Source organism: Streptomyces sp. NPDC020898 (assembly GCF_044333925.1).
Taxonomy (GTDB): Bacteria; Actinomycetota; Actinomycetes; order Streptomycetales; family Streptomycetaceae; genus Streptomyces.
The window spans coordinates 603,490-621,142 of the sequence record NZ_JBIRRV010000001.1; the positions used below are offsets into that span (position 1 = coordinate 603,490).

Consider the following 17,653-nt stretch of genomic DNA (forward strand, 5'->3'; position numbering starts at 1 on the left):
GCGGGCAGTGTCGGCCTGCTCAACGCCCGCCGTCTTGAACGCTGTTGCGGTACGCGGCCGGGGTGACCCCCAGTACCCGCCGGAACCAGCGGGTGAGGTGCGCCTGGTCGGCGAAGCCGACGAGGGAGGCGACCTCGGCGGGGCGTAGGCCGGCGTCCAGCAGTCCACGGGCCCGGGTCACGCGGTGCTGGGCGAGCCAGGCGTACGGCGGTATCCCGACCGTCGTGCGGAAGGCGCGCAGGAGCTGGTAGCGGGACAGGCCCAGGTCAGCGGCGAGGTCGGCGAGGGAGGGCGGGGCGAGTAGTTCGTCGGCCAGCCGGGCTCGTACCGCGTGGGCTATGTGGTCCGCGCCGGGGACCCGGTCGTCGGCCGGGCGGGCCGTGGAGTGGCGGCGGGACAGCGCGGTGAGCAGCCAGGGGAGACGGGACTCGGCCTCCAGCGGGTCCGGGCAGACGCTCAGTTCGGTGTGCGCGGCGCGGAAGGCGGCGGCCAGTTCGGGGTCGTCGACCAGGGGCTCGCGGAAGTAGGGGAAGCCACCTGTGGTGCCGTCGGTCATGAGGGAGGTGTCGGCGTACAGGGCTCGGTAGGCGTAGCCGTCGGCGGTGTCCGGGCCGCCGGTGTGCATCTCTCCGGGGTCCAGTACGACGATCGAGCCGGGGATGGGGCGGAGGCGGCCACCCCGGTAGTCGATGACCTCGGAGCCGCCGACGCACAGACCGACGGTGAACTCGTCGTGGGCGTGCGGGGCGTAGACGTGGCGGTCGAAGCGGGCGGTGAGGAGGTCGAGGGCGGGGCCGCAGCGGCCGAGCCTGGCCCTGGTCCACAGTGCCTGTTCCCGGGTGCTGATGCGGGCCTTCATGGGGCCAGGTTAGTTCGGGGGCGTCAGAGGAAGTCCGTCGTGTCCAGTTCGAAGACGAAGGGCTCCGGAAGGGCGAGCGGCTCACCGAAGGCGACGGTGCGGTGGCGGCGGTAGTGGTCCTTCTCCGGGTCGCTGAAGAGCGTGACCGAGGACGCGTCGCGGTCGACGAGCAGGTAGAGGGGGATGCCCGCGCGGGCGTAGCAGCGGGGCTTGGTCTCGCGGTCGATCCATGGGTAGAGGTAGGTGACTTCGACGACCATGGTCACTCCGGCGCACGGCATCCAGGGCGGAGCCCCGCGGAAGAGCCGCGGGTGGTCAGGTGCCACCGTGTTGTCCGGGATCACGTGGTCGTCGGGGTGGGCGCCGCGGCTCGTCAGCTTCAGCCCCTTGTTCCCGGACAGCAACATGTCTGTTCGGGATCTCCGGAGGACCTGGAAGCCGATCTCGCTGAGAAGGTGCTCGTGCTCTCCGTCGGGCACGGGTGTCAGGACGATCTGGCCCTCGATCAGCTGTGCCCGGAAGCCCCGGGGAAGCTCCAACTTCAGGAACCCCGCCAGCACCTCCTCTCCCGCCCGCCGCAGGTGATCGTCCGTCAGTCCCGGCATGCCGCCTCCTTCGTCGGTCCGGGATCAGCGTGCCGCATCGCGCGGATCCACCATCCCGGAGCCGACGACCGTTCCCTCGTTCGCGGTACGTCCTGACAGGCCCCGCAGGTCCTCGCTTGACCCTGCCGCGACGTCAGCGTTTCTACTGGTGCCATGCGGATCGGAGAGCTTGCAGGCGCCGTCGGGGTCACGACGCGGACCGTGCGGCACTATCACCACCTGGGGCTGTTGCCGGAGCCTGAGCGGCTGGCCAACGGCTACCGGAAGTACACGTTGCGGCATGCCGTCGTGCTGGCCCGGATCAGACGGCTGACCGAGTTGGGGCTCGGCCTCGCCGAGGTGCGGGACGTGCTCGCGGACGAGGCCGGGCGGGATCTCGTCGAGGTGCTCGCCGAACTGGACGCGGACCTTGCGCGGCAGGAGGCCGCCATCCGGGAGCGGCGGGCTCGGCTGCGGGCGCTGCTGGAGGCGGAGGTGCTGCCGGCGGAGGGGCCCGTCTCGCCCGAACTGGCCGCCGTGTTCGCCGAGTTCGCCGAGTTGGGGCCTGCCTCCGACTCCCCCATGGCCGCCAAGGACCGCGAGATGCTCGCGCTCATCGACACCACGGCGGCCCCGGAGGACCGGGCGCGGCTGATGACCGCGCTGGGCAGCGCCTTCGCGACGCCGGAGGGCGCGGCGCGAGCGTACGAGGTGTACGTGCTCCTGGACGCGCTCGCCGACGCGGCGGCCGATGATCCGCGGGTCGTCGAAGCTGCCCGCGCCCTCGCCGACTGTCTTCCCCGCGAGCTGCTCCCGGAGGCCGGCGCCGGCCTCGATGACGACGACGGCTTCCTGCGCGCCCTCTACGCCGACTTCGCACCCGCGCAGGCGGCGGCCGTCCGTGGTGCGCTGCGGATCGTCACCGGGCGGCAGCCATGAGGACGGTATCCGCCCTGGTGCGGCACGAGGCACGGCTGCTCGTGAGCCTGGTGCTGTGGGTGACGCGGCGTCGGCACGGAACGGATGGAAGCCACGGTGGAGATGGCGGAGGTGGTGTGCAGGCCTTCGGGTATGCGCGGGGGCAGGGTGCGACGATGTTCGCGTTCGCCTTCGTGTGCGTGATCGAGACGGTGGCGATGTTCGTGTTGTTGCGCGACTGGCCGACCGTGCACCTGGTGGTGCTGGTCCTGGACGTCTACACCATCGAGTTCGTCATCGGGCTGCACGCCGCCTCGGTCGTCCGCCCGCACGTCCTCGACGTCAACTCCCGCTCGCTGCGCCTGCGTTACGCCGCCCACGTCGATCTGCGCCTACCGCTGGAGAAGGTCGCGGCCGTACGCCGTGAGCTGCGGACCACTCATGAACGGACCGAGGGTGAACTCGCCCTCGCCATCGGCGCGCAGACCACCATCACCCTCGAACTCACCGAGCCGGTCGCCCACTTCACTCTCTTCGGCCGCCGACGGGACATCCGTCTCGTCCGCTTCCACGCCGACGACGCCGACACCCTCGTACGGGCGATACGGCAGCTCATCGCGCCGGAGCGAACCGCACCTTCGGCGCGCCCGTCGCCGTCGGGTCGGCCTGGGTGAGCCGGACCCGCAGCCGTTCGCCGAGGGGCAGCGGGGTTCCGTCGGCGTCGATGCGGGCGACGACTGCCGGGGACTTCAACTGCACTGTCCCGACGGTGGGTTTGCGTTCCTCCACGTCCACCACGTACCCGTCGAAGACCTCCCCGACCCGGTCCTTGAGCAGCACGGCCTCGACGATGTCCACGCACCCGCGTTCCACCGCGCCCGCTCGTCGCGTGCCGTCCGCCATCTCCTTGGGCAGCGCGTCCAGTGCGGCCGACACCCAGTCGGGCGGGGGCTGTTCGGCGACGGCGGCGAGGCAGATCTCCGAGGCGTACCGGTCGACGAGGCGACGCAGTGGGGCCGTGCAGTGGGCGTACGGGGCGGCGACTGCGGAGTGGGTGGTGAGCGGCGGGAGGGCGCCGTCGCGGAAGACCGTGTAGCCGGCGCCTCGTAGCAGGGTCGTGCACTCCTGGAGGAAGGCCGCGTGGTGCGGGCGGCGCGGGTCCAGGGAGCGGACGAGGGCCGCGTACGAGACATGGTGCGGCCAGTCGATGTGCAGGGCGTGCGCGGTGCGGCGCAGCCGTCCGACGGCGCCGTCCGGGGCTGCGGGGAGGGTGCGGAGCACTCCTGTGCCGCACGACAGCATCAGCTCGGCCGCCGCCATCCCCGTGAGCAGGGAGATCTGGGCGTTCCAGCCCTCGGCGGGCAGCGGCGCGCGGTACGTCAGCGTGTAGGTGTGGTCCCGTTCCACGATCTCCTGCTCGGGCACGTTGAGGGAGATGCCTCCTCGTTCCACTTCGAGTCGTTCCCTGGCCTCGCCGATGTCCTTCAGCAGGGCCAGCGGCTCCTCCGCCGTCCCGGCGTCGATCTGCCGCTGGACGCCCGCGTAGTCGAGCTTGGCCCGGCTGCGGACCAGGGCCCGGCGGACGTCCACGGCGACGGTACGGCCGTCCGCGTCAAGGTCGATCGTCCAGAGGGCGGCGGGCCGGACCCGGCCGGGGAGGAGGCTGGCGGCGTCCTCGCTGAGCACCTTCGGGTGGAGCGGGGTCTTCTCGTCGGGGAAGTAGAGCGTGGTGACCCGCCGGTGCGTCTCGGCGTCCAGGGCCGTGCCGGGTACGACGAACGCGGCGACGTCGGCGATGGCGTACCGGACGCGGAAGCCGCCGCCGGGGCGGCGGGAGAGGTGCATCGCCTGGTCGAGGTCGGTGGAGGTGGGCGGGTCGATGGTGAGGAACGGGATGTCCGTGGCGTCGAGAGCGGGGAGGGCCGCGGGTTTCGCGGCCGCTTGGTCCGCCTCGGTCAGTACGGCGGGCGGGAAGCTCTCGGGAACGCCGAGTTCGGTGCGCAGAGCGGTGAGGGCGGCCCGGAGGGGGGCTTCGGGGGCGCCGGTCACGCGTATGTGGCGGCGGGGCATGGAACGAGCGTAGGCACAATCCAGCCCGTCCGGCGATTGAGGACGAGGCCGTTCAGGCCGAAGCGGGGGTCTGGGGGCGCCGCCCCCGGTGACGGCACCGGACCCGCGTCACCACGTAATCTGGCGCCCCTCGACCTCTGCCTACCCGTTTGGAGAACTCACCGTGCTCGTCCTGCTGCCCCCTTCCGAAGGCAAGGCCGCTTCGGGGCGTGGCGCCCCGCTGAAGCTGGAGTCGCTGTCCCTGCCCGGGCTCACGGCCGCCCGTGAGGCCGTTCTCGGGGAACTCGTCGAGCTGTGCGTCGGTGACGAGGACAAGGCGCGCGAGGTACTGGGGCTCAGTGAGGGCCTGCGGGGCGAGATCGCCAAGAACGTCGACCTGCGGACGGCCGGAGCGCGGCCTGCCGGGCAGGTCTACACGGGGGTGTTGTACGACGCCCTCGACCTCGCCTCTCTCGACGCGGCGGCGAAGAGGCGGGCCGCGCGGTCGCTGCTGGTCTTCTCGGGGCTGTGGGGCGCCGTACGGGTCACGGACCGTATCCCCTCGTACCGCTGCTCGATGGGCGTGAAGCTGCCGGGGCTGGGCTCGTTGGCCACGTACTGGCGTGCGCCGATGGCCGAGGCGCTGCCCGAGGCGGCCGGCGCCGGGCTGGTTCTGGACCTGCGCTCCTCCGCGTACACGGCGGCCTGGAAGCCGCAGGGTGAGGTCGCCGGGCGGACGGCGACCGTGCGTGTGCTGCATGCGCCGACCCGGAAGGTCGTCAGCCACTTCAACAAGGCGACGAAGGGGCGGATCGTGCGGAGTCTGGTGAGTGCGGGTGCGGTGCCCTCCGGGCCGGGGGAGCTGGTGGAGGCGTTGCGGGATCTGGGGTATGTGGTGGAGGGGGAGGCGCCGAAGCGGCCTGGGGTGGCGTGGGGGCTCGATGTGCTGGTGGACGAGGTTCACTGAGATCGGTCGACTGCGGCGCCATCGTGGCTTGTCGCGCAGTTCCCCGCGCCCCTGTAGGGGCACCCCCCGTTGCGACGTGTGCAACGCCCTTTGCGCATGCCGCAAGGCGTCGGCAGGATGAGGCGCATGGCCGCTTCCCTTGCCCGCTCCCCCGCACCCTTCCCCTCCGTTCTCGGTCTCGCGTCCGTCATCCCCGTGGTCGTCATTGATGACCTGGCCGATGCCTTGCCGTTGGCTCGGGCGCTTGTCGCCGGGGGGTTGCCGGCGATCGAGGTGACTCTGCGTACGCCTGTCGCGCTCGATGCCATCCGGGCGATCGCCGATGGGGTCCCGGGGGCGGTCGTCGGCGCCGGGACCGTCATCTCGCCGGTACAGGTGGCCGGGGCTCTTGCGGCCGGGGCGCGATTTCTTGTCAGCCCGGGGTGGACGGACGTACTGCTGGAGTCGATGCGGGCGTCCGGGTTGCCGTTTCTGCCGGGGGTGTCGACGACGTCCGAAGTCGTCGCGCTGTTGGAGCGCGGGGTGCGGGAGATGAAGTTCTTCCCGGCGGAGGCGGCGGGGGGCACCGCGTATCTGAAGTCGCTGTCCGGGCCGCTTCCCCAGGCCCGGTTCTGCCCCACCGGGGGGATCAGCCCCGCGAACGCCCCGGAGTATCTCGCGCTGCCCAACATCGGTTGCGTGGGCGGGAGTTGGATGCTCCCGGCGGACGCCGTCGCCGCGCGCGACTGGGACCGGGTCGAGACGCTGACCCGTCAGGCGGCGGCGCTCAGCGCAGGTGGGACGTGTCGTTGAAGAGCCGTACGCTCGCGTTGCCGTCCGCGTAGTACGCCACCGCCGAGAGGGAGGCCGCCGACAGTTCCATGCGGAACAGGGACTCGGGCGGGGCGCCCAGGGCGAGGCGGACGAGGGTCTTGATCGGGGTCACGTGGGTGACCAGCAGGACCGTACGGCCCGCGTGGGCCGCGATCAGCTTGTCGCGGGTGACGGCCATCCGGCGTGCGGTCGCCGCGAAGCTCTCGCCGCCGCCCGTCGGTTCGGCCTTCGGGTCGGCCAGCCAGGCGTTCATGTCGTCGGGGTAGCGCTCGCGGACCTCGCCGAACGTCAGGCCCTCCCACGCGCCGAAGTCCGTCTCGCGCAGCCCGTCGTCGACGGTCACGTCGAGACCGAGGCGGGTGGCCACAGCGGCGGCGGTCTGCCGGGTGCGGGCCAGCGGGGAGGCGACGATCGCCTCGATCGTGCCGCGCGCCGCCAGCGACTCGGCGGCGCGTTCGGCCTGGTCGCGGCCGATGGCGGAGAGGGACGGGTCGGTGCCGCCGCTGCCCGAGAAACGCTTCTGGGGGGTCAGCGGGGTCTCGCCGTGGCGCAGGAGGACGAAGGTCGCGGGCGGGCCGAGGTCGGCGGGCGTGGCCCAGCCGACGGCCACTTTCGTGGCGGCGCGGCTGTCGGCCGTGGCCGTCGCCTTCGCCGAGGAGGCCGCGTCCAGTTCGGCCGTCGACGCGGACGCCGACCACTGCTCGCCGCGCCTGCCCGCGTCCATCGCCTCGTTCGCCAGCCGGTCCGCGTGCTTGTTCCGCTCGCGCGGGATCCACTCGTACGTCACCTGCGCGGCCGGGAGCACCCGGGCCGCCTCGGCCGCCAGGGGCTTCATGTCCGGGTGCTTGATCTTCCAGCGGCCCGACATCTGCTCGACAACGAGCTTGGAGTCCATGCGGACGTGGACGGTGGCGGTCGGGTCCAGCTCACGCGCCGCGCGCAGGCCGGCCACCAGGCCCCGGTACTCGGCGACGTTGTTGGTGGCGATGCCGATGTACTCGGCGGTCTCCGCCAGGGTCTCCCCCGTCACCGCGTCGATGACCACGGAACCGTAGCCTGCGGGCCCCGGGTTGCCCCGGGACCCTCCGTCGGCCTCGACGATGAACTCCCGCACGCCACAAGCTCCTTGCTGACCCGACTGAGGGTTCTGACTTGTTCTACAGTCCGGACTCGGACGTGCGCACCAGGATGCGGCGGCAGTTCTCGCAGCGCAGTACGGCGTCCCGGGGGGCGGCCTTCACCTCGTTGACCTCGGTGATGTTCAGCTCCAGCCGGCAGCCCTCGCAGCGGCGCTGGAAGAGGCGGGCGGCGCCGACGCCACCCTGCTGCTGGCGCAGCTTGTCGTACAGCTTGAGGAGATCGTCGGGCAGCACGCCCGCGATGACCTCGCGCTCCTTCTTCACGGTGGCCGTCTCGCCGTCGAGGGACTCGTACGCCGCCTCGCGCCGGGCGGTCGCGTCGTCGATCTTCCCCTGGTAGGCGCCGACGCGCTCGGTCAGTTCGGCGACGCGTTCCTGCGCGGACTCACGGCGCTCCATGACCTCCAGGACGATGTCCTCGAGGTCGCCCTGCCGCTTGGCGAGGGAGACGATCTCGCGCTGGAGGTTCTCCAGGTCCTTGGACGAGCTGACGGCACCGGAGTCGAGGCGCTGCTGGTCGCGGGCGGCGCGCTGACGCACCTGGTCCACGTCCTGCTCCGCCTTGATCTGCTCGCGGGCGCAGTCGCTCTCCTCGGTCGTCGCGGCCACCAGCAGGTCGCGCAGCTGCGTGAGGTCCTTGGTCAGCGACTCGATCTCGGCGTGCTCGGGCAGCGACTTCCGCTTGTGCGAGAGCTGCTGGAGGCGTACGTCGAGGGCCTGGACGTCGAGAAGGCGGATCTGGTCGGCGGGCGCGGCGTTCAGTTGGGGGCTCCCAGTGCTTCAGAGGTGGTGGTGGACGCCGCGTGGGCGGTCCAGGGGTCGGTGACCGTCGCGGAGACATGGACCCGAAGGCCCCATCCGTTCCGGTCGGAGATCTCGTCGAGCTGGGCGGCGGCCAGTTCGCACCAGGGCCACTCGGTGGCCCAGTGCGCCGCGTCGAGCAGCGCGAGGGGGCTGTGGGCCCGGGCTTCGGAGACCGGGTGGTGGCGCAGGTCCGCGGTGAGGAAGGCGTCCACACCGGCCGCGCGTACGTCGTCGAAGAGGCTGTCGCCGGAGCCGCCGCTGACGGCGACCGTGCGCACGAGCGCCTCGGGGTCGCCGGCGACCCGGATGCCCTGCGCGGTCGCGGGCAGCCGCTCGGCGGCGCGGGCGGCGAACTCGCGGACGGTCAGCGGGTGGTCCAGCTCGCAGACCCGGCCGAGGCCACGCCGGCCGCCGGGGTCGGTGGGGTCCGCTACGAGCGGTCCTACGACCCGCAGGTCGAGGGCGCCGGCGAGGGCGTCGCTGACTCCCGGGTCGGCGCGGTCGGCGTTGGTGTGGGCGACGTGGAGGGCGATGTCGTGCTTGATGAGGGTGTGCACGACCCGGCCCTTGAAGGTGTCCGCCGCGACCGTGGTCGTACCGCGCAGGTAGAGCGGGTGGTGGGTGACCAGCAGATCGGCGCCCAGCTTCACGGCTTCGGCGACGATGTCCTGGACGGGGTCCACGGCGAACAGGACCCGGGAGACCTGTTGATCCGGGTCTCCGCAGACGGTGCCTACCGCGTCCCAGCTCTCGGCCCGCTCGGGGGGCCAGAGGGCGTCGAGTGCGGTGATGACTTCAGACAGACGGGGCACGCCGCTAGGCTACCTGGCTGTTCTGTACGGCTGAACCGGTGCGCCCGCCCCGCCACCGCCTCCCACCCCGGCCAGCACACCCGCCACCGTTTCCTCAGGCGAATCGTTACTTTGCCACCCTTATGTGTGAAATGGCCGCGACACGGTCCCACGTCCGTGCGTGCGAAAACTACTTTCGTCGCCGGAGGTGACCGCTCGATGACGGCCTGTGCGATCGAACCCACGGCGGAGAACGCCCACGCTCTGGACCCGGAGGGCGCCGGGGACGGGTGGCCCCCACGTGCGGAGTGCGCGATCACGACGGACGGCGCCTACGCGGCCCGCCTGGCGCGCAGCGGCGACTCCTGGTTCCCGGAGCGCTGGACACTCGACGGGCCCGAGCCGTACGCGGTACCGCTGCCCGGCAACCAGCCGGAGGAGCCCGGCACCGAGGTGCTGCCGATGGGCGACGGACGGGTCCTCATCCACCGTCTGATCGACGGCCGGCACGCCTTCTCGCTGCTCTACCCGACCGGCCCCTGCACCGGCGAACTCCCCGTCGGCGCGGTCGAGTGCCCCGACGCCGGCACCCCGCTGCGGCTGCTGCCCCCGGCTCCGGGTGGCGACCGCGCATACGCCCTCGCCCTGGGCCGGCGTTCGACGACCGTGTGGCTGGTGGCGGGCGGCGCCTTCGGCCCCGAGCACGTCGCGGAGGTCCCCGGCCGCTGCTCGGGCGGCGTCTGGCTGGACCGCACGGGCCGGCTGCTCGCCCTGGACCGCGAGATCGGGGGGCGCACGAAGGCGGTCGTGGTCGACCTGGAGCGCGGCGGCGAGGTGTCGCCGCTGCTCCAGATCTCGGCGGAGAGCAACGACCGGCTGCTGCTCGCGGACGCGGACAGCGGGCTGCTGCTGATCGGCTCGGACGCGCCCTCGCCCGGGCAGGAACGGTTGGGCTGGGGCGTGCTCGGCAGCACCCTGCCGGTGCGCTTCCCGGAGTGCCTGCGGATAGACGGTTATACGCTCACGCCGTTCGCGATCCAGCCGGGGCAGGTACTGACGCCGGAGAGCTGCGGGGTGGCGCTGCGCGTCGACGACCCGTCGGGGAGCTGGGTGGGGATGTGGCGGCCAACGGGGCGACAGGTACGGCACCTCCCGGCACCGACGGGGTGGCTGCGGGGAGTGGGGCTGTGGAGCAGCGACGGGGTGCTCCAACTGCCGTACGTGACGGCGGAGGTGCCGTGCGGGGTGGCCCGGGTGAGAGCCCAGGAGAGACCGGCTCCATGGACGGAGACGGGGGCTGAGACGGGAGTGGGTTCGGGAGCGGATTCGGGTTCGGGGACGGGGGCTGTGACGAGCTCGGTGGCGGCCCCTGCGGGGCCTGTCGCGGTGGCTCGTCCGGTGCCGTTGCAACAGGCGCCGCTGGACCGGCTCGTGACGAAGGTCGGGAAGGCTGGTAACGAAGTGACGAAGCTTGTAACGAACTAATTCCGGTCGGCGTGTGCGGCTCGTGTCACCCCGAGGTGGGCCGGTTAAGATCGCCCGGCTGTGAGAAAAAGATCATGTTTACGGGGTGAGCACTTCCGATGAGTGACGCAAGCACGACACAGCCGCTGTCCGCCGACGCCCACGAGGCCAACGGCCACAACAATGGCTACGGCAGGCACCGGGGGCCGGTCTCGGTCCACAACGACGAGGCGAGCCCGCGCGGCCGTCACCGCAAGCCGTCCGAGCAGGCCGAGAACAGGGCCTGACGGACACCGGCTGACGGTAGGTACGTCAAGCGACACACGGCCCCGCCCTTTCCCTTCGGGCGGGGCCGTTTCCGTTGCCTGCGCGCTCTTTCCTGCTCCTGGCCTCCTCTACCCCTCGCCTACCCCTCGCCGCGTCTGAGGCCGAGCACCTCCGCCGCTGCGAACGTCTCCCCGGCGGGCCGCTGCGCGTAGTGCGGGGTGAGCAGCGCGTCCAGTTCGTCGTAGGTGAAGGTGTCCTGCTTGCTGTCGAACTTGGCGGCCACCCGCGGGCGTTCGACGACGGCGACCATCCCGCCGTGGACGACGAGAAGCTGGCCGTTGATCCGTTCGGCGGCCGGTGCGGCCAAGTAGCCGACGAGCGGGGCGACATGCTCGGGGGCGAGCGGGTCGAGGCCCCCTTCGGGGCGCTCGAACACGGTGAAGACGTCCTCGGTCATCCGGGTGCGGGCGCGCGGGCAGATCGCGTTCGCCGTCACGCCGTACTTGGCGAGGGCGAGGGCCGTCGAGGTGGTCAGCCCGACGATTCCGCCTTTCGCGGCGGCGTAGTTGGGCTGTCCCGCCGAACCGGCGAGGAACGCCTCCGAGGAGGTGTTGACGATCCGCCCGTACACCGGTCCGCCGGCCGCCTTGGACCGCTCCCGCCAGTGCACGGCGGCGAAACGGGTCGTGTTGAAGTGTCCCTTGAGATGGACCCGTACGACGGAGTCCCACTCCTCCTCCGTCATGGAGAAGACCATGCGGTCGCGCAGGATGCCCGCGTTGTTGACGAGGATGTCCAGTTTCCCGAACTCGGTGATCGCCAACTCGACCAGTTCACCGGCCTGTTGGTGGTCGGCGACGTCTCCGGTGTGGGCGATCGACGTTCCGCCCGCCGCACGGATCTCGGCGGCGACCTCCTCGGCGGGGGTGGCGGACGCCTCGCCGGAGCCGTCCCGGCCGGGCTGGCCGAAGTCGTTGACGACGACGGCCGCGCCGAGCCGGGCCAACTCCAGCGCCTCGGCCCGGCCCAGCCCGCGCCCCGCGCCCGTGACGATCGCGGCGAGTCCCTCAAGTGGCAGTGCCATCAAGGTCCTTTCGGTGACCTTTCGGTACAAGGGGGGTCAGATCTCGATGCACGTACGCAGCGCGGTCCCCGTACGCATCTGGTCGAGGGCCTCGTTGATGCCGGCGAGCGGAACGCGGTGGGTGATGAGGCCCGCGAGATCGACGCGGCCGGCGCGCCAGAGGGCGATCGTGCGCTCGTAGGACCGCAGGATGTCGCCGCCGCCGTACATGGAGGGCAGGATGCGCTTCTCGTCGAAGAACAGCTCGAACATGTTGAGTTGGAGGTTGTCGTCCATGGCGCCCGCGCCGACGACGACCAGGGTGCCGCCGCGCCGGGTGTTGTCGTAGGCGGTGCGGGCGGTGGCGGAGCGGCCGACGACCTCGAAGACGTAGTCGAACCCCTCCCCGGCGGTGACCTGTTGTTTGGCGTCGGGCAGCTCGTCCGGCGAAACCGCCCTCGTGGCACCGAACTTGAGCGCGGACTCGCGGCGCGAGGCGACCGGGTCGACGGCGACGATCTCGGCGGCGCCCTGGAGCCGCGCCCCCTGTATCGCGGAGATGCCGACGCCTCCGCAGCCGATGACGGCGACCGACGAACCGGCTTCCACCTTCGCGGTGTTGATGGCGGCACCGAGTCCCGTGGTCACCCCGCAGCCGATGAGAGCGGCGATGTCGAAGGGCACGTCGTCGGGGATGGGCACCGCGCAACCCGCGTCGACGACGACCTCCTCGGTGAAGGTGCCGGTGCCGGCCATGCCGAAGATGTCGGCGCCGGGGCGCTTGAAGTTGGGGGTGCCCGCGTTCATGAACCCGGCGAGGCACAGTTGGGTCTGGCCGCGCTTACAGGCGGGACACGCTCCGCAGGCGGGCAGCCAGCAGACGACGACCCGGTCACCGGCCTTCAAGTGACCGACGCCCTCCCCGACTTCGAGGATCTCACCGGCGCCCTCATGGCCGGGGACGAAGGGCGCGGGCTGCGGCAGTACGCCTTTCATCGCGGAGAGGTCCGAGTGGCACAGCCCGGTGGCCCGCACCCGGATCCTCACCTTGCCGGGGCCGAAGCCCACGGCCTCGACGTCGTCGAGGACGTCGAGCTTGTCCTGCCCGATCTCGTGCAGTACGGCTGCGCGCATGGTGCGGCTCCCTTCGGGGACCTACAGGAACGTCACTTACGAGTGTTCGACGACGGTGTCGGCCAGTACGGGCGCGTCGTCCCGTTCGACGGCGGTGACCGACACCTGGACGCGGTCCGGCTCGGGCGTCCACATCCGGATACGCAGCGTCTCCCCGGGGAACACGACCCCGGCGAAGCGCGTGCGGTACGCGCGGACCCGGCCGACGTCCCCGCCGAGCACCGTGTCGACGACCGCCTTGAGGGTGATGCCGTAGGTGCACAGCCCGTGCAGGATGGGCCGCTCGAACCCGGCGCGCGCGGCGAACCCGGGGTCGGCGTGCAGCGGGTTCCAGTCCCCGGAGAGCCGGTAGAGCAGCGCCTGGTCCTCCCTGACGACCCGCTCGACGACTTTCGCGGGCTCACCGACGGGCGCCGGAAGACGGCCCGAAGGCCCCCGGTCGCCGCCCCACCCGCCTTCTCCGCGTACGAAGATCTGCGCGTCGCTCGTCCACAACGGCCCGTCGGCGTCGGCGACCTCGGTGCGCATGACGAGGATGGCGGCGCTGCCCTTGTCGTACACGGCGGCGATGCTTCCGGTGGCGAGTGCCTTGCCCTCGACGGGGATCGGGCGGTGCAGCTCGATGCTCTGGCCGCCGTGCAGGACGTGGGCCAGGTCGACGTCGACACCGGGCATGGACAGGCCGCTGATCACGTCCGGGGAGTCGTTGCCGGCGACGGTGGCGAAGCTGGGCAGGACGTGCAGCCGGGATTCGAGGGTGTAGCGGAGCTCGTCGGGGTCGGTCGCGGGGATGCCTGCGCCGATGCCGAGGTGGTAGAGCTGGACGTCCTTGCGGCCCCAGGCGATCCCTGCGGACCGGGGCTCGGCGGCGACGGCCTTGGCGGCATCAATGGGCATGGGACTCCTGACACTCTCGGGACTGAACCACTCGCCGGACTGAACCACTCGCGGGACTGAGACCTCGGTACGACCGTCCGCACCGTCGGCCGCACCGAGGTCGACCTGGCCGTTCTAGAACGCGTTCCAGTCCGGCGCCCCCTGTATAGCCGAGCGGTCCGGAGTTGTGAAGACTCCTGACGCCTCGTCAGCTCCGTCGGCCGTACGCCGGGCCGGGACATTTGTCCTGCCGGAGTCCGTACAACAGCATCTGCCCGGCATGACGATCGCTTCGTACGCTGTTGTCCATGTTCTGGATGCGAGGGGCAGCCTGCCAGGTGGGCGAGTGGCGGGCGGAGCGGGCGCGCTGGCGGGCCGACATGGAGCGGTTCAAGGCCGCCCGCCGTGCCGCGCGGAAGTCCGGCGGCCGACTGCCGGAGCCAGAGAACCCCGGCCCGCCGCCCACCGGATTCGCCCTGCTGCCCTGGCTGCTGATGGGCATGGGCTCCTTCTCCAACCTCCTCTCGGGCCGGACCCCGCTGCCCTGGGTCGGCGCCCTGGGCCTGATCACCTTCAACTCGCTCTACATCTACGTCACGTTCCGCGCCTTCGCGAAGGAGACGCGGGGCGCCACCTCGACTCGGGTGGCGCTCGTCCTGATGGGCGTGCTCACCTGCGCCCTGGCCATCGGATACGGCGGCAGCTGGCTGTACTTCTTCCCGCTGCTCGGACTCGCCACGGGCGCGGTGATGCGGGGCCCGTGGCTGGGCCGCGCCGGACTCTCCCTCACCGCACTCGCCGCGGCCGTCTCCGCGGTCCGGGACGGCTGGGACGCCCTGAACGTGGCCTACGGGACGTTCCTGTCGACCATGGTGACGGCTGCGATCCTGTCCCTGACCGAGGCGGTACGTGAACTGCGGGCTGCGCGTGAGGAGTTGGCGCACCGCGCGGTCGAGGAGGAACGGCTGCGTTTCTCCCGCGACCTGCACGACCTGCTGGGCCACACCCTTTCGGTGATCGTGGTGAAGTCGGAGGCGGCCCGCCGGCTGGCGCCCCGGAACATGGACGCGGCCCTGCTCCAGATCACGGACATCGAGTCGGTGGGCCGCCAGGCCCTGACAGAGATCCGCGAGGCGGTGACGGGCTACCGGCAGGGCAGCCTGGCCACCGAACTGACCCAGGCCGAGTCCGCCCTGACCGCGGCCACCGTCACCCCCGTCATCCACCGCTCGGGCCCACCCCTGCCCCCACCGACGGAGGCCCTCCTCGCCTGGGTGGTACGGGAGGCGGTCACCAACGTCCTGCGGCACAGCGGCGCCACCCGCTGCGAGATCACAGTGGCGGGCACGGGTGAGAGGGTGCGCCTGACGATCGCGGACAACGGCACCGCCGCACGGTCGACACCGGCCACGCCGGCCACACCAGCCACGCCGTCCCCACAGTCCGCGCGGCCGGGTATCGGCGGCACCGGCCTCAAGGGCCTGACGGAACGCCTGGCAGCAGCGGGCGGCTCACTGGAGGCGGGCCCGACACCCCGGGGCGGCTTCCTGGTGACGGCCGAACTGCCCACGGGGGCAACGGAATCGCCGGGTCCGGAGCGGGAGCGGGAGGCGGCGCGGGACCAGGGTGGAGACCAGGATAGGGCAACGACGCGGGACCAGGAGCGGGCCACGGACGCTTCGGCGACCGGTTCCGCCCAGCCGGCCTGATGCCGTACCGGCCCGATGACGACTCTGATCCGCTCCCCGCGGCCACCCGGCACCGCCTCCTCCCTGCTCAACCCCGTGTTCGCCCCTACCCTTGGCCCGTGAACGAGATGCCCCGGGATCACCGTCCCGCCAGGTCCATCAGAGTCCTCCTCGCCGAGGACCAGGGAATGATGCGGGGCGCTCTCGCCCTGCTGCTCGGGATGGAGCCGGACATCGAGGTCGTCGCCCAGCTCGCGGCCGGTGACACGATCGTCGACGCGGCGCTCCTGCACCGCCCGGACGTGGCGCTCCTCGACATCGAGCTGCCCGGCATGAGCGGCCTGGACGCCGCCGCCCTGCTCCGTGACGAGGCCCCGGACTGCCGGGTGCTGATCCTGACCACCTTCGGCCGCCCCGGCTATCTGCGCCGCGCCATGGAGGCCGGAGCCGCCGGTTTCCTCGTCAAGGACGGCCCCGTGGAGGAGCTGGCCGAGTCGATCCGCCGAGTGCTGACCGGCGAGACGGTCATCGACCCCGCCCTTGCCGCCGCCGCGCTCAGCGCCGGCCCCAACCCGCTCACGGCCCGCGAGTGCGACGTCCTCAAGGCCTCGGTGGACGGCGCGACGGTCGCCGACATCGCCACCAGGCTCCACCTCTCCGAGTCGACGGTGCGCAACTATCTCTCGGCCGCCATCGGCAAGACCGGCACCCGCAACCGCATGGAAGCGGTACGGGAGGCCCGGCAACAGGGGTGGCTTTAGGGGGCGCCCCCTGATCCCGTCACCCCGTCCCGTCACCTCTCCATCTCTCTGCCTCATTCACTCCCTCGCTCCCTCATTCCCCTCACCCCGTCGCTTTCACGGTCTTGAACGCCTTCCCCACCTCCGCCAGGCACACGAACCAAGCCGCCTGTACTCCCTCGACCGGCCGGATCACCGGCTTCCCACTGTCCAGTGGGTAGTTCGCCGGGACCTTGTGGGCGATCGACTTCGTACCGTCGTCCCAGGTGCAAGTGACCGCCCGGGCCGTGGGTGCGACCATGCCGATCACCAGGTGCTGGGGAGCTTCGCGCCGGTCCGAGCCCTTCGGTTCCAGGGGAATCGCGGCCGACTGGAGGTCCGTGCCGAACATGTCGTCGCTCTTGTCGAGCTCGCCCAGCATCACCGGCGAGGTGGCGTTGTCGACGACCAGGTTGACGAAGAACGAGCCCTTCCCCACGAGTTCCCCGGGGTTGCTCGCGTCCGACGGCTGCACTCCGCGGTCGTCCATCGACGCGAACTGCCGTACCGCCTCCGCCTCGGTCTTCGGTGCTCCCCAGATGTCGACGGTGACTCTCCACTGCCGGCCGGTGCCCGTCCCCGTCGCGAGAGTGGTGCGCTGCGGTGCGTACACATGCCGTTCCTCCGCCGTCGGTGGCCGCGTTGCCACCTGTGACACCTCGTTGCCGTCGCCGATGCCCGCCAGGGCCAGCGTTCCCGTCGAGGCGGCGAGCACCAGGGCGGTCGCTGCCGCCACCGCCCAGCGGCGGGCCCTGCGGCGTCGGCCGCCGCGGACCACCGCCTGGTAGGGGGCTATGCCGATCTCGACCCCGTCCGCCGCGTCGGCCAGCATGAAGGCGATGTCCGTGTGTGCGGTGTCCCCGTGTGCCATGTCCTGGTTCGTCTCCCGGTCGCCGCTCATCACTTCCGCCCTCCGTGTGTCACTGTCTCGGCCAGGCCCGGTATGGCGCGGAGTTTCGCGATCCCCTTGGCCGCGTTGCTCTTCACCGCGCCCACCGAGCAGCCCATCGCCTGTGCGGCCTGGGTCTCGGTCAGGTCCTCCCAGTACCGCAGCACCACCGCCTCCCGCTGCCGGGGCGGCAACTGGGCCAGCGCCTTGAGCAGCGCGCCGCGGTCGTCGGCCCGGGCGATGTGGTCTCCGGTGTCGGGCAGCTCGTGCGCCAGCCCCTCGTCGTCCCTCGGCGCCAGGAACTCCTTGAGCTTCCTGCGGTGCTTGCGTGCGTGTGCGTTGATCATCACGCGCCGTACATACGCCTCCGGCTCGTCGGCCGAGCCGACTCTCCGCCAGGCCACATAGACCTGTTCGAGCGTCGACTGGACCAGGTCCTCCGCCGCGTGCTGCTCCCCCGTGAGCAGAAACGCCGTACGCATCAGCCGTGGCCAGCGGCCGATGACGAAGCTCTGGAACTCCTCGTCCCGAGCCGATTTCCGATCCCGTTCCCCCATGGGCACCTCCTA

Annotated in this window: 19 protein-coding genes; 8 read left to right on the forward strand and 11 right to left on the reverse strand. The window is 71.7% G+C overall.

Annotation, left to right across the window (positions count from 1 at the left end):
* Positions 1-19: 19 nt before the first annotated feature.
* Positions 20-859, reverse strand: coding sequence for an AraC family transcriptional regulator (locus ACH4TV_RS02630; protein WP_398393465.1), 840 nt, complete (start codon positions 857-859; stop codon positions 20-22).
* A gap of 23 nt (positions 860-882) precedes the next feature.
* The gene (locus ACH4TV_RS02635) at positions 883-1,464 is read right to left on the reverse strand and encodes a Uma2 family endonuclease (RefSeq protein ID WP_398393467.1); all 582 of its coding nucleotides are present in this window, start codon (positions 1,462-1,464) and stop codon (positions 883-885) included.
* 153 nt (positions 1,465-1,617) lie between these two features.
* On the opposite strand from ACH4TV_RS02635, the gene ACH4TV_RS02640 reads away from it, so the two are divergent.
* Together ACH4TV_RS02640 and ACH4TV_RS02645 are read left to right on the forward strand one after the other, a co-directional pair.
* Positions 1,618-2,382, forward strand: a complete 765-nt coding sequence (locus ACH4TV_RS02640) for a MerR family transcriptional regulator (RefSeq protein WP_398393469.1) — start codon at positions 1,618-1,620, stop codon at positions 2,380-2,382.
* Entirely contained in the window at positions 2,379-3,035 is a 657-nt protein-coding gene (locus ACH4TV_RS02645) for a hypothetical protein (protein WP_398393471.1), read from the forward strand. Before ACH4TV_RS02640 ends, ACH4TV_RS02645 begins: the two co-directional genes overlap by 4 nt.
* Here ACH4TV_RS02645 and ACH4TV_RS02650 read toward each other — a convergent pair.
* Positions 2,974-4,431: an RNB domain-containing ribonuclease gene (locus ACH4TV_RS02650; RefSeq protein WP_398393473.1), complete on the reverse strand. Its 1,458-nt coding sequence runs from the start codon at positions 4,429-4,431 to the stop codon at positions 2,974-2,976. The two genes, ACH4TV_RS02645 and ACH4TV_RS02650, sit on opposite strands and share 62 nt — an antisense overlap.
* Positions 4,432-4,594: 163 nt before the next feature.
* On the opposite strand from ACH4TV_RS02650, the gene yaaA reads away from it, so the two are divergent.
* Positions 4,595-5,377 (forward strand): peroxide stress protein YaaA, encoded by a 783-nt coding sequence (yaaA, locus tag ACH4TV_RS02655; protein WP_398393475.1) that lies wholly within the window; start codon positions 4,595-4,597, stop codon positions 5,375-5,377.
* 126 nt (positions 5,378-5,503) lie between these two features.
* Positions 5,504-6,169 (forward strand): bifunctional 4-hydroxy-2-oxoglutarate aldolase/2-dehydro-3-deoxy-phosphogluconate aldolase, encoded by a 666-nt coding sequence (locus ACH4TV_RS02660; protein ID WP_398393476.1) that lies wholly within the window; start codon positions 5,504-5,506, stop codon positions 6,167-6,169.
* Here ACH4TV_RS02660 and ACH4TV_RS02665 read toward each other — a convergent pair.
* From ACH4TV_RS02665 to ACH4TV_RS02675, 3 genes are read right to left on the reverse strand one after another with little or no spacing between them, the layout of a single operon-like run.
* The gene (locus tag ACH4TV_RS02665) at positions 6,144-7,304 is read right to left on the reverse strand and encodes a bifunctional RNase H/acid phosphatase (RefSeq protein WP_398393478.1); all 1,161 of its coding nucleotides are present in this window, start codon (positions 7,302-7,304) and stop codon (positions 6,144-6,146) included. The two genes, ACH4TV_RS02660 and ACH4TV_RS02665, sit on opposite strands and share 26 nt — an antisense overlap.
* A gap of 43 nt (positions 7,305-7,347) precedes the next feature.
* Positions 7,348-8,091 carry a zinc ribbon domain-containing protein gene (locus ACH4TV_RS02670; RefSeq protein WP_398395313.1) on the reverse strand — a complete coding sequence of 248 codons (744 nt, stop codon included), beginning with the start codon at positions 8,089-8,091 and terminating at the stop codon, positions 7,348-7,350.
* On the reverse strand, positions 8,088-8,945 hold the full coding sequence (locus ACH4TV_RS02675) for a Nif3-like dinuclear metal center hexameric protein (RefSeq protein ID WP_398393480.1): 858 nt from the start codon (positions 8,943-8,945) through the stop codon (positions 8,088-8,090). The genes ACH4TV_RS02670 and ACH4TV_RS02675 overlap by 4 nt, the downstream gene beginning before the upstream one ends.
* A gap of 198 nt (positions 8,946-9,143) precedes the next feature.
* Between ACH4TV_RS02675 and ACH4TV_RS02680 the strand changes: the two genes are divergently transcribed.
* Both ACH4TV_RS02680 and ACH4TV_RS02685 read left to right on the forward strand, forming a co-directional pair.
* Positions 9,144-10,409 carry a hypothetical protein gene (locus tag ACH4TV_RS02680; protein WP_398393482.1) on the forward strand — a complete coding sequence of 422 codons (1,266 nt, stop codon included), beginning with the start codon at positions 9,144-9,146 and terminating at the stop codon, positions 10,407-10,409.
* Positions 10,410-10,507: 98 nt separating this feature from the next.
* A complete protein-coding gene (locus tag ACH4TV_RS02685) occupies positions 10,508-10,675 on the forward strand; it encodes a hypothetical protein (RefSeq protein ID WP_398393484.1) in 168 nt (55 codons plus the stop codon).
* A 119-nt stretch (positions 10,676-10,794) separates the two neighbouring features.
* Here the strand turns inward: ACH4TV_RS02685 and ACH4TV_RS02690 are convergent, their stop codons facing one another.
* From ACH4TV_RS02690 to ACH4TV_RS02700, 3 genes are read right to left on the reverse strand one after another with little or no spacing between them, the layout of a single operon-like run.
* Positions 10,795-11,739 (reverse strand): 3-oxoacyl-ACP reductase, encoded by a 945-nt coding sequence (locus tag ACH4TV_RS02690; protein WP_398393486.1) that lies wholly within the window; start codon positions 11,737-11,739, stop codon positions 10,795-10,797.
* 36 nt (positions 11,740-11,775) lie between these two features.
* Entirely contained in the window at positions 11,776-12,852 is a 1,077-nt protein-coding gene (locus ACH4TV_RS02695) for a Zn-dependent alcohol dehydrogenase (protein WP_398393488.1), read from the reverse strand.
* Between the two features lie 36 nt (positions 12,853-12,888).
* A complete protein-coding gene (locus tag ACH4TV_RS02700; protein WP_398393490.1) occupies positions 12,889-13,749 on the reverse strand; it encodes a MaoC/PaaZ C-terminal domain-containing protein in 861 nt (286 codons plus the stop codon).
* 287 nt (positions 13,750-14,036) lie between these two features.
* Between ACH4TV_RS02700 and ACH4TV_RS02705 the strand changes: the two genes are divergently transcribed.
* The gene (locus ACH4TV_RS02705; protein WP_398393492.1) at positions 14,037-15,437 is read left to right on the forward strand and encodes a sensor histidine kinase; all 1,401 of its coding nucleotides are present in this window, start codon (positions 14,037-14,039) and stop codon (positions 15,435-15,437) included.
* Between the two features lie 107 nt (positions 15,438-15,544).
* Positions 15,545-16,177, forward strand: a complete 633-nt coding sequence (locus tag ACH4TV_RS02710) for a response regulator (protein WP_398395315.1) — start codon at positions 15,545-15,547, stop codon at positions 16,175-16,177.
* 82 nt (positions 16,178-16,259) lie between these two features.
* Here the strand turns inward: ACH4TV_RS02710 and ACH4TV_RS02715 are convergent, their stop codons facing one another.
* Positions 16,260-17,096: a hypothetical protein gene (locus tag ACH4TV_RS02715; RefSeq protein WP_398393494.1), complete on the reverse strand. Its 837-nt coding sequence runs from the start codon at positions 17,094-17,096 to the stop codon at positions 16,260-16,262.
* Positions 17,096-17,641, reverse strand: a complete 546-nt coding sequence (locus ACH4TV_RS02720) for a SigE family RNA polymerase sigma factor (protein WP_398393496.1) — start codon at positions 17,639-17,641, stop codon at positions 17,096-17,098. The genes ACH4TV_RS02715 and ACH4TV_RS02720 overlap by 1 nt, the downstream gene beginning before the upstream one ends.
* Between the last annotated feature and the right edge of the window lie 12 nt (positions 17,642-17,653).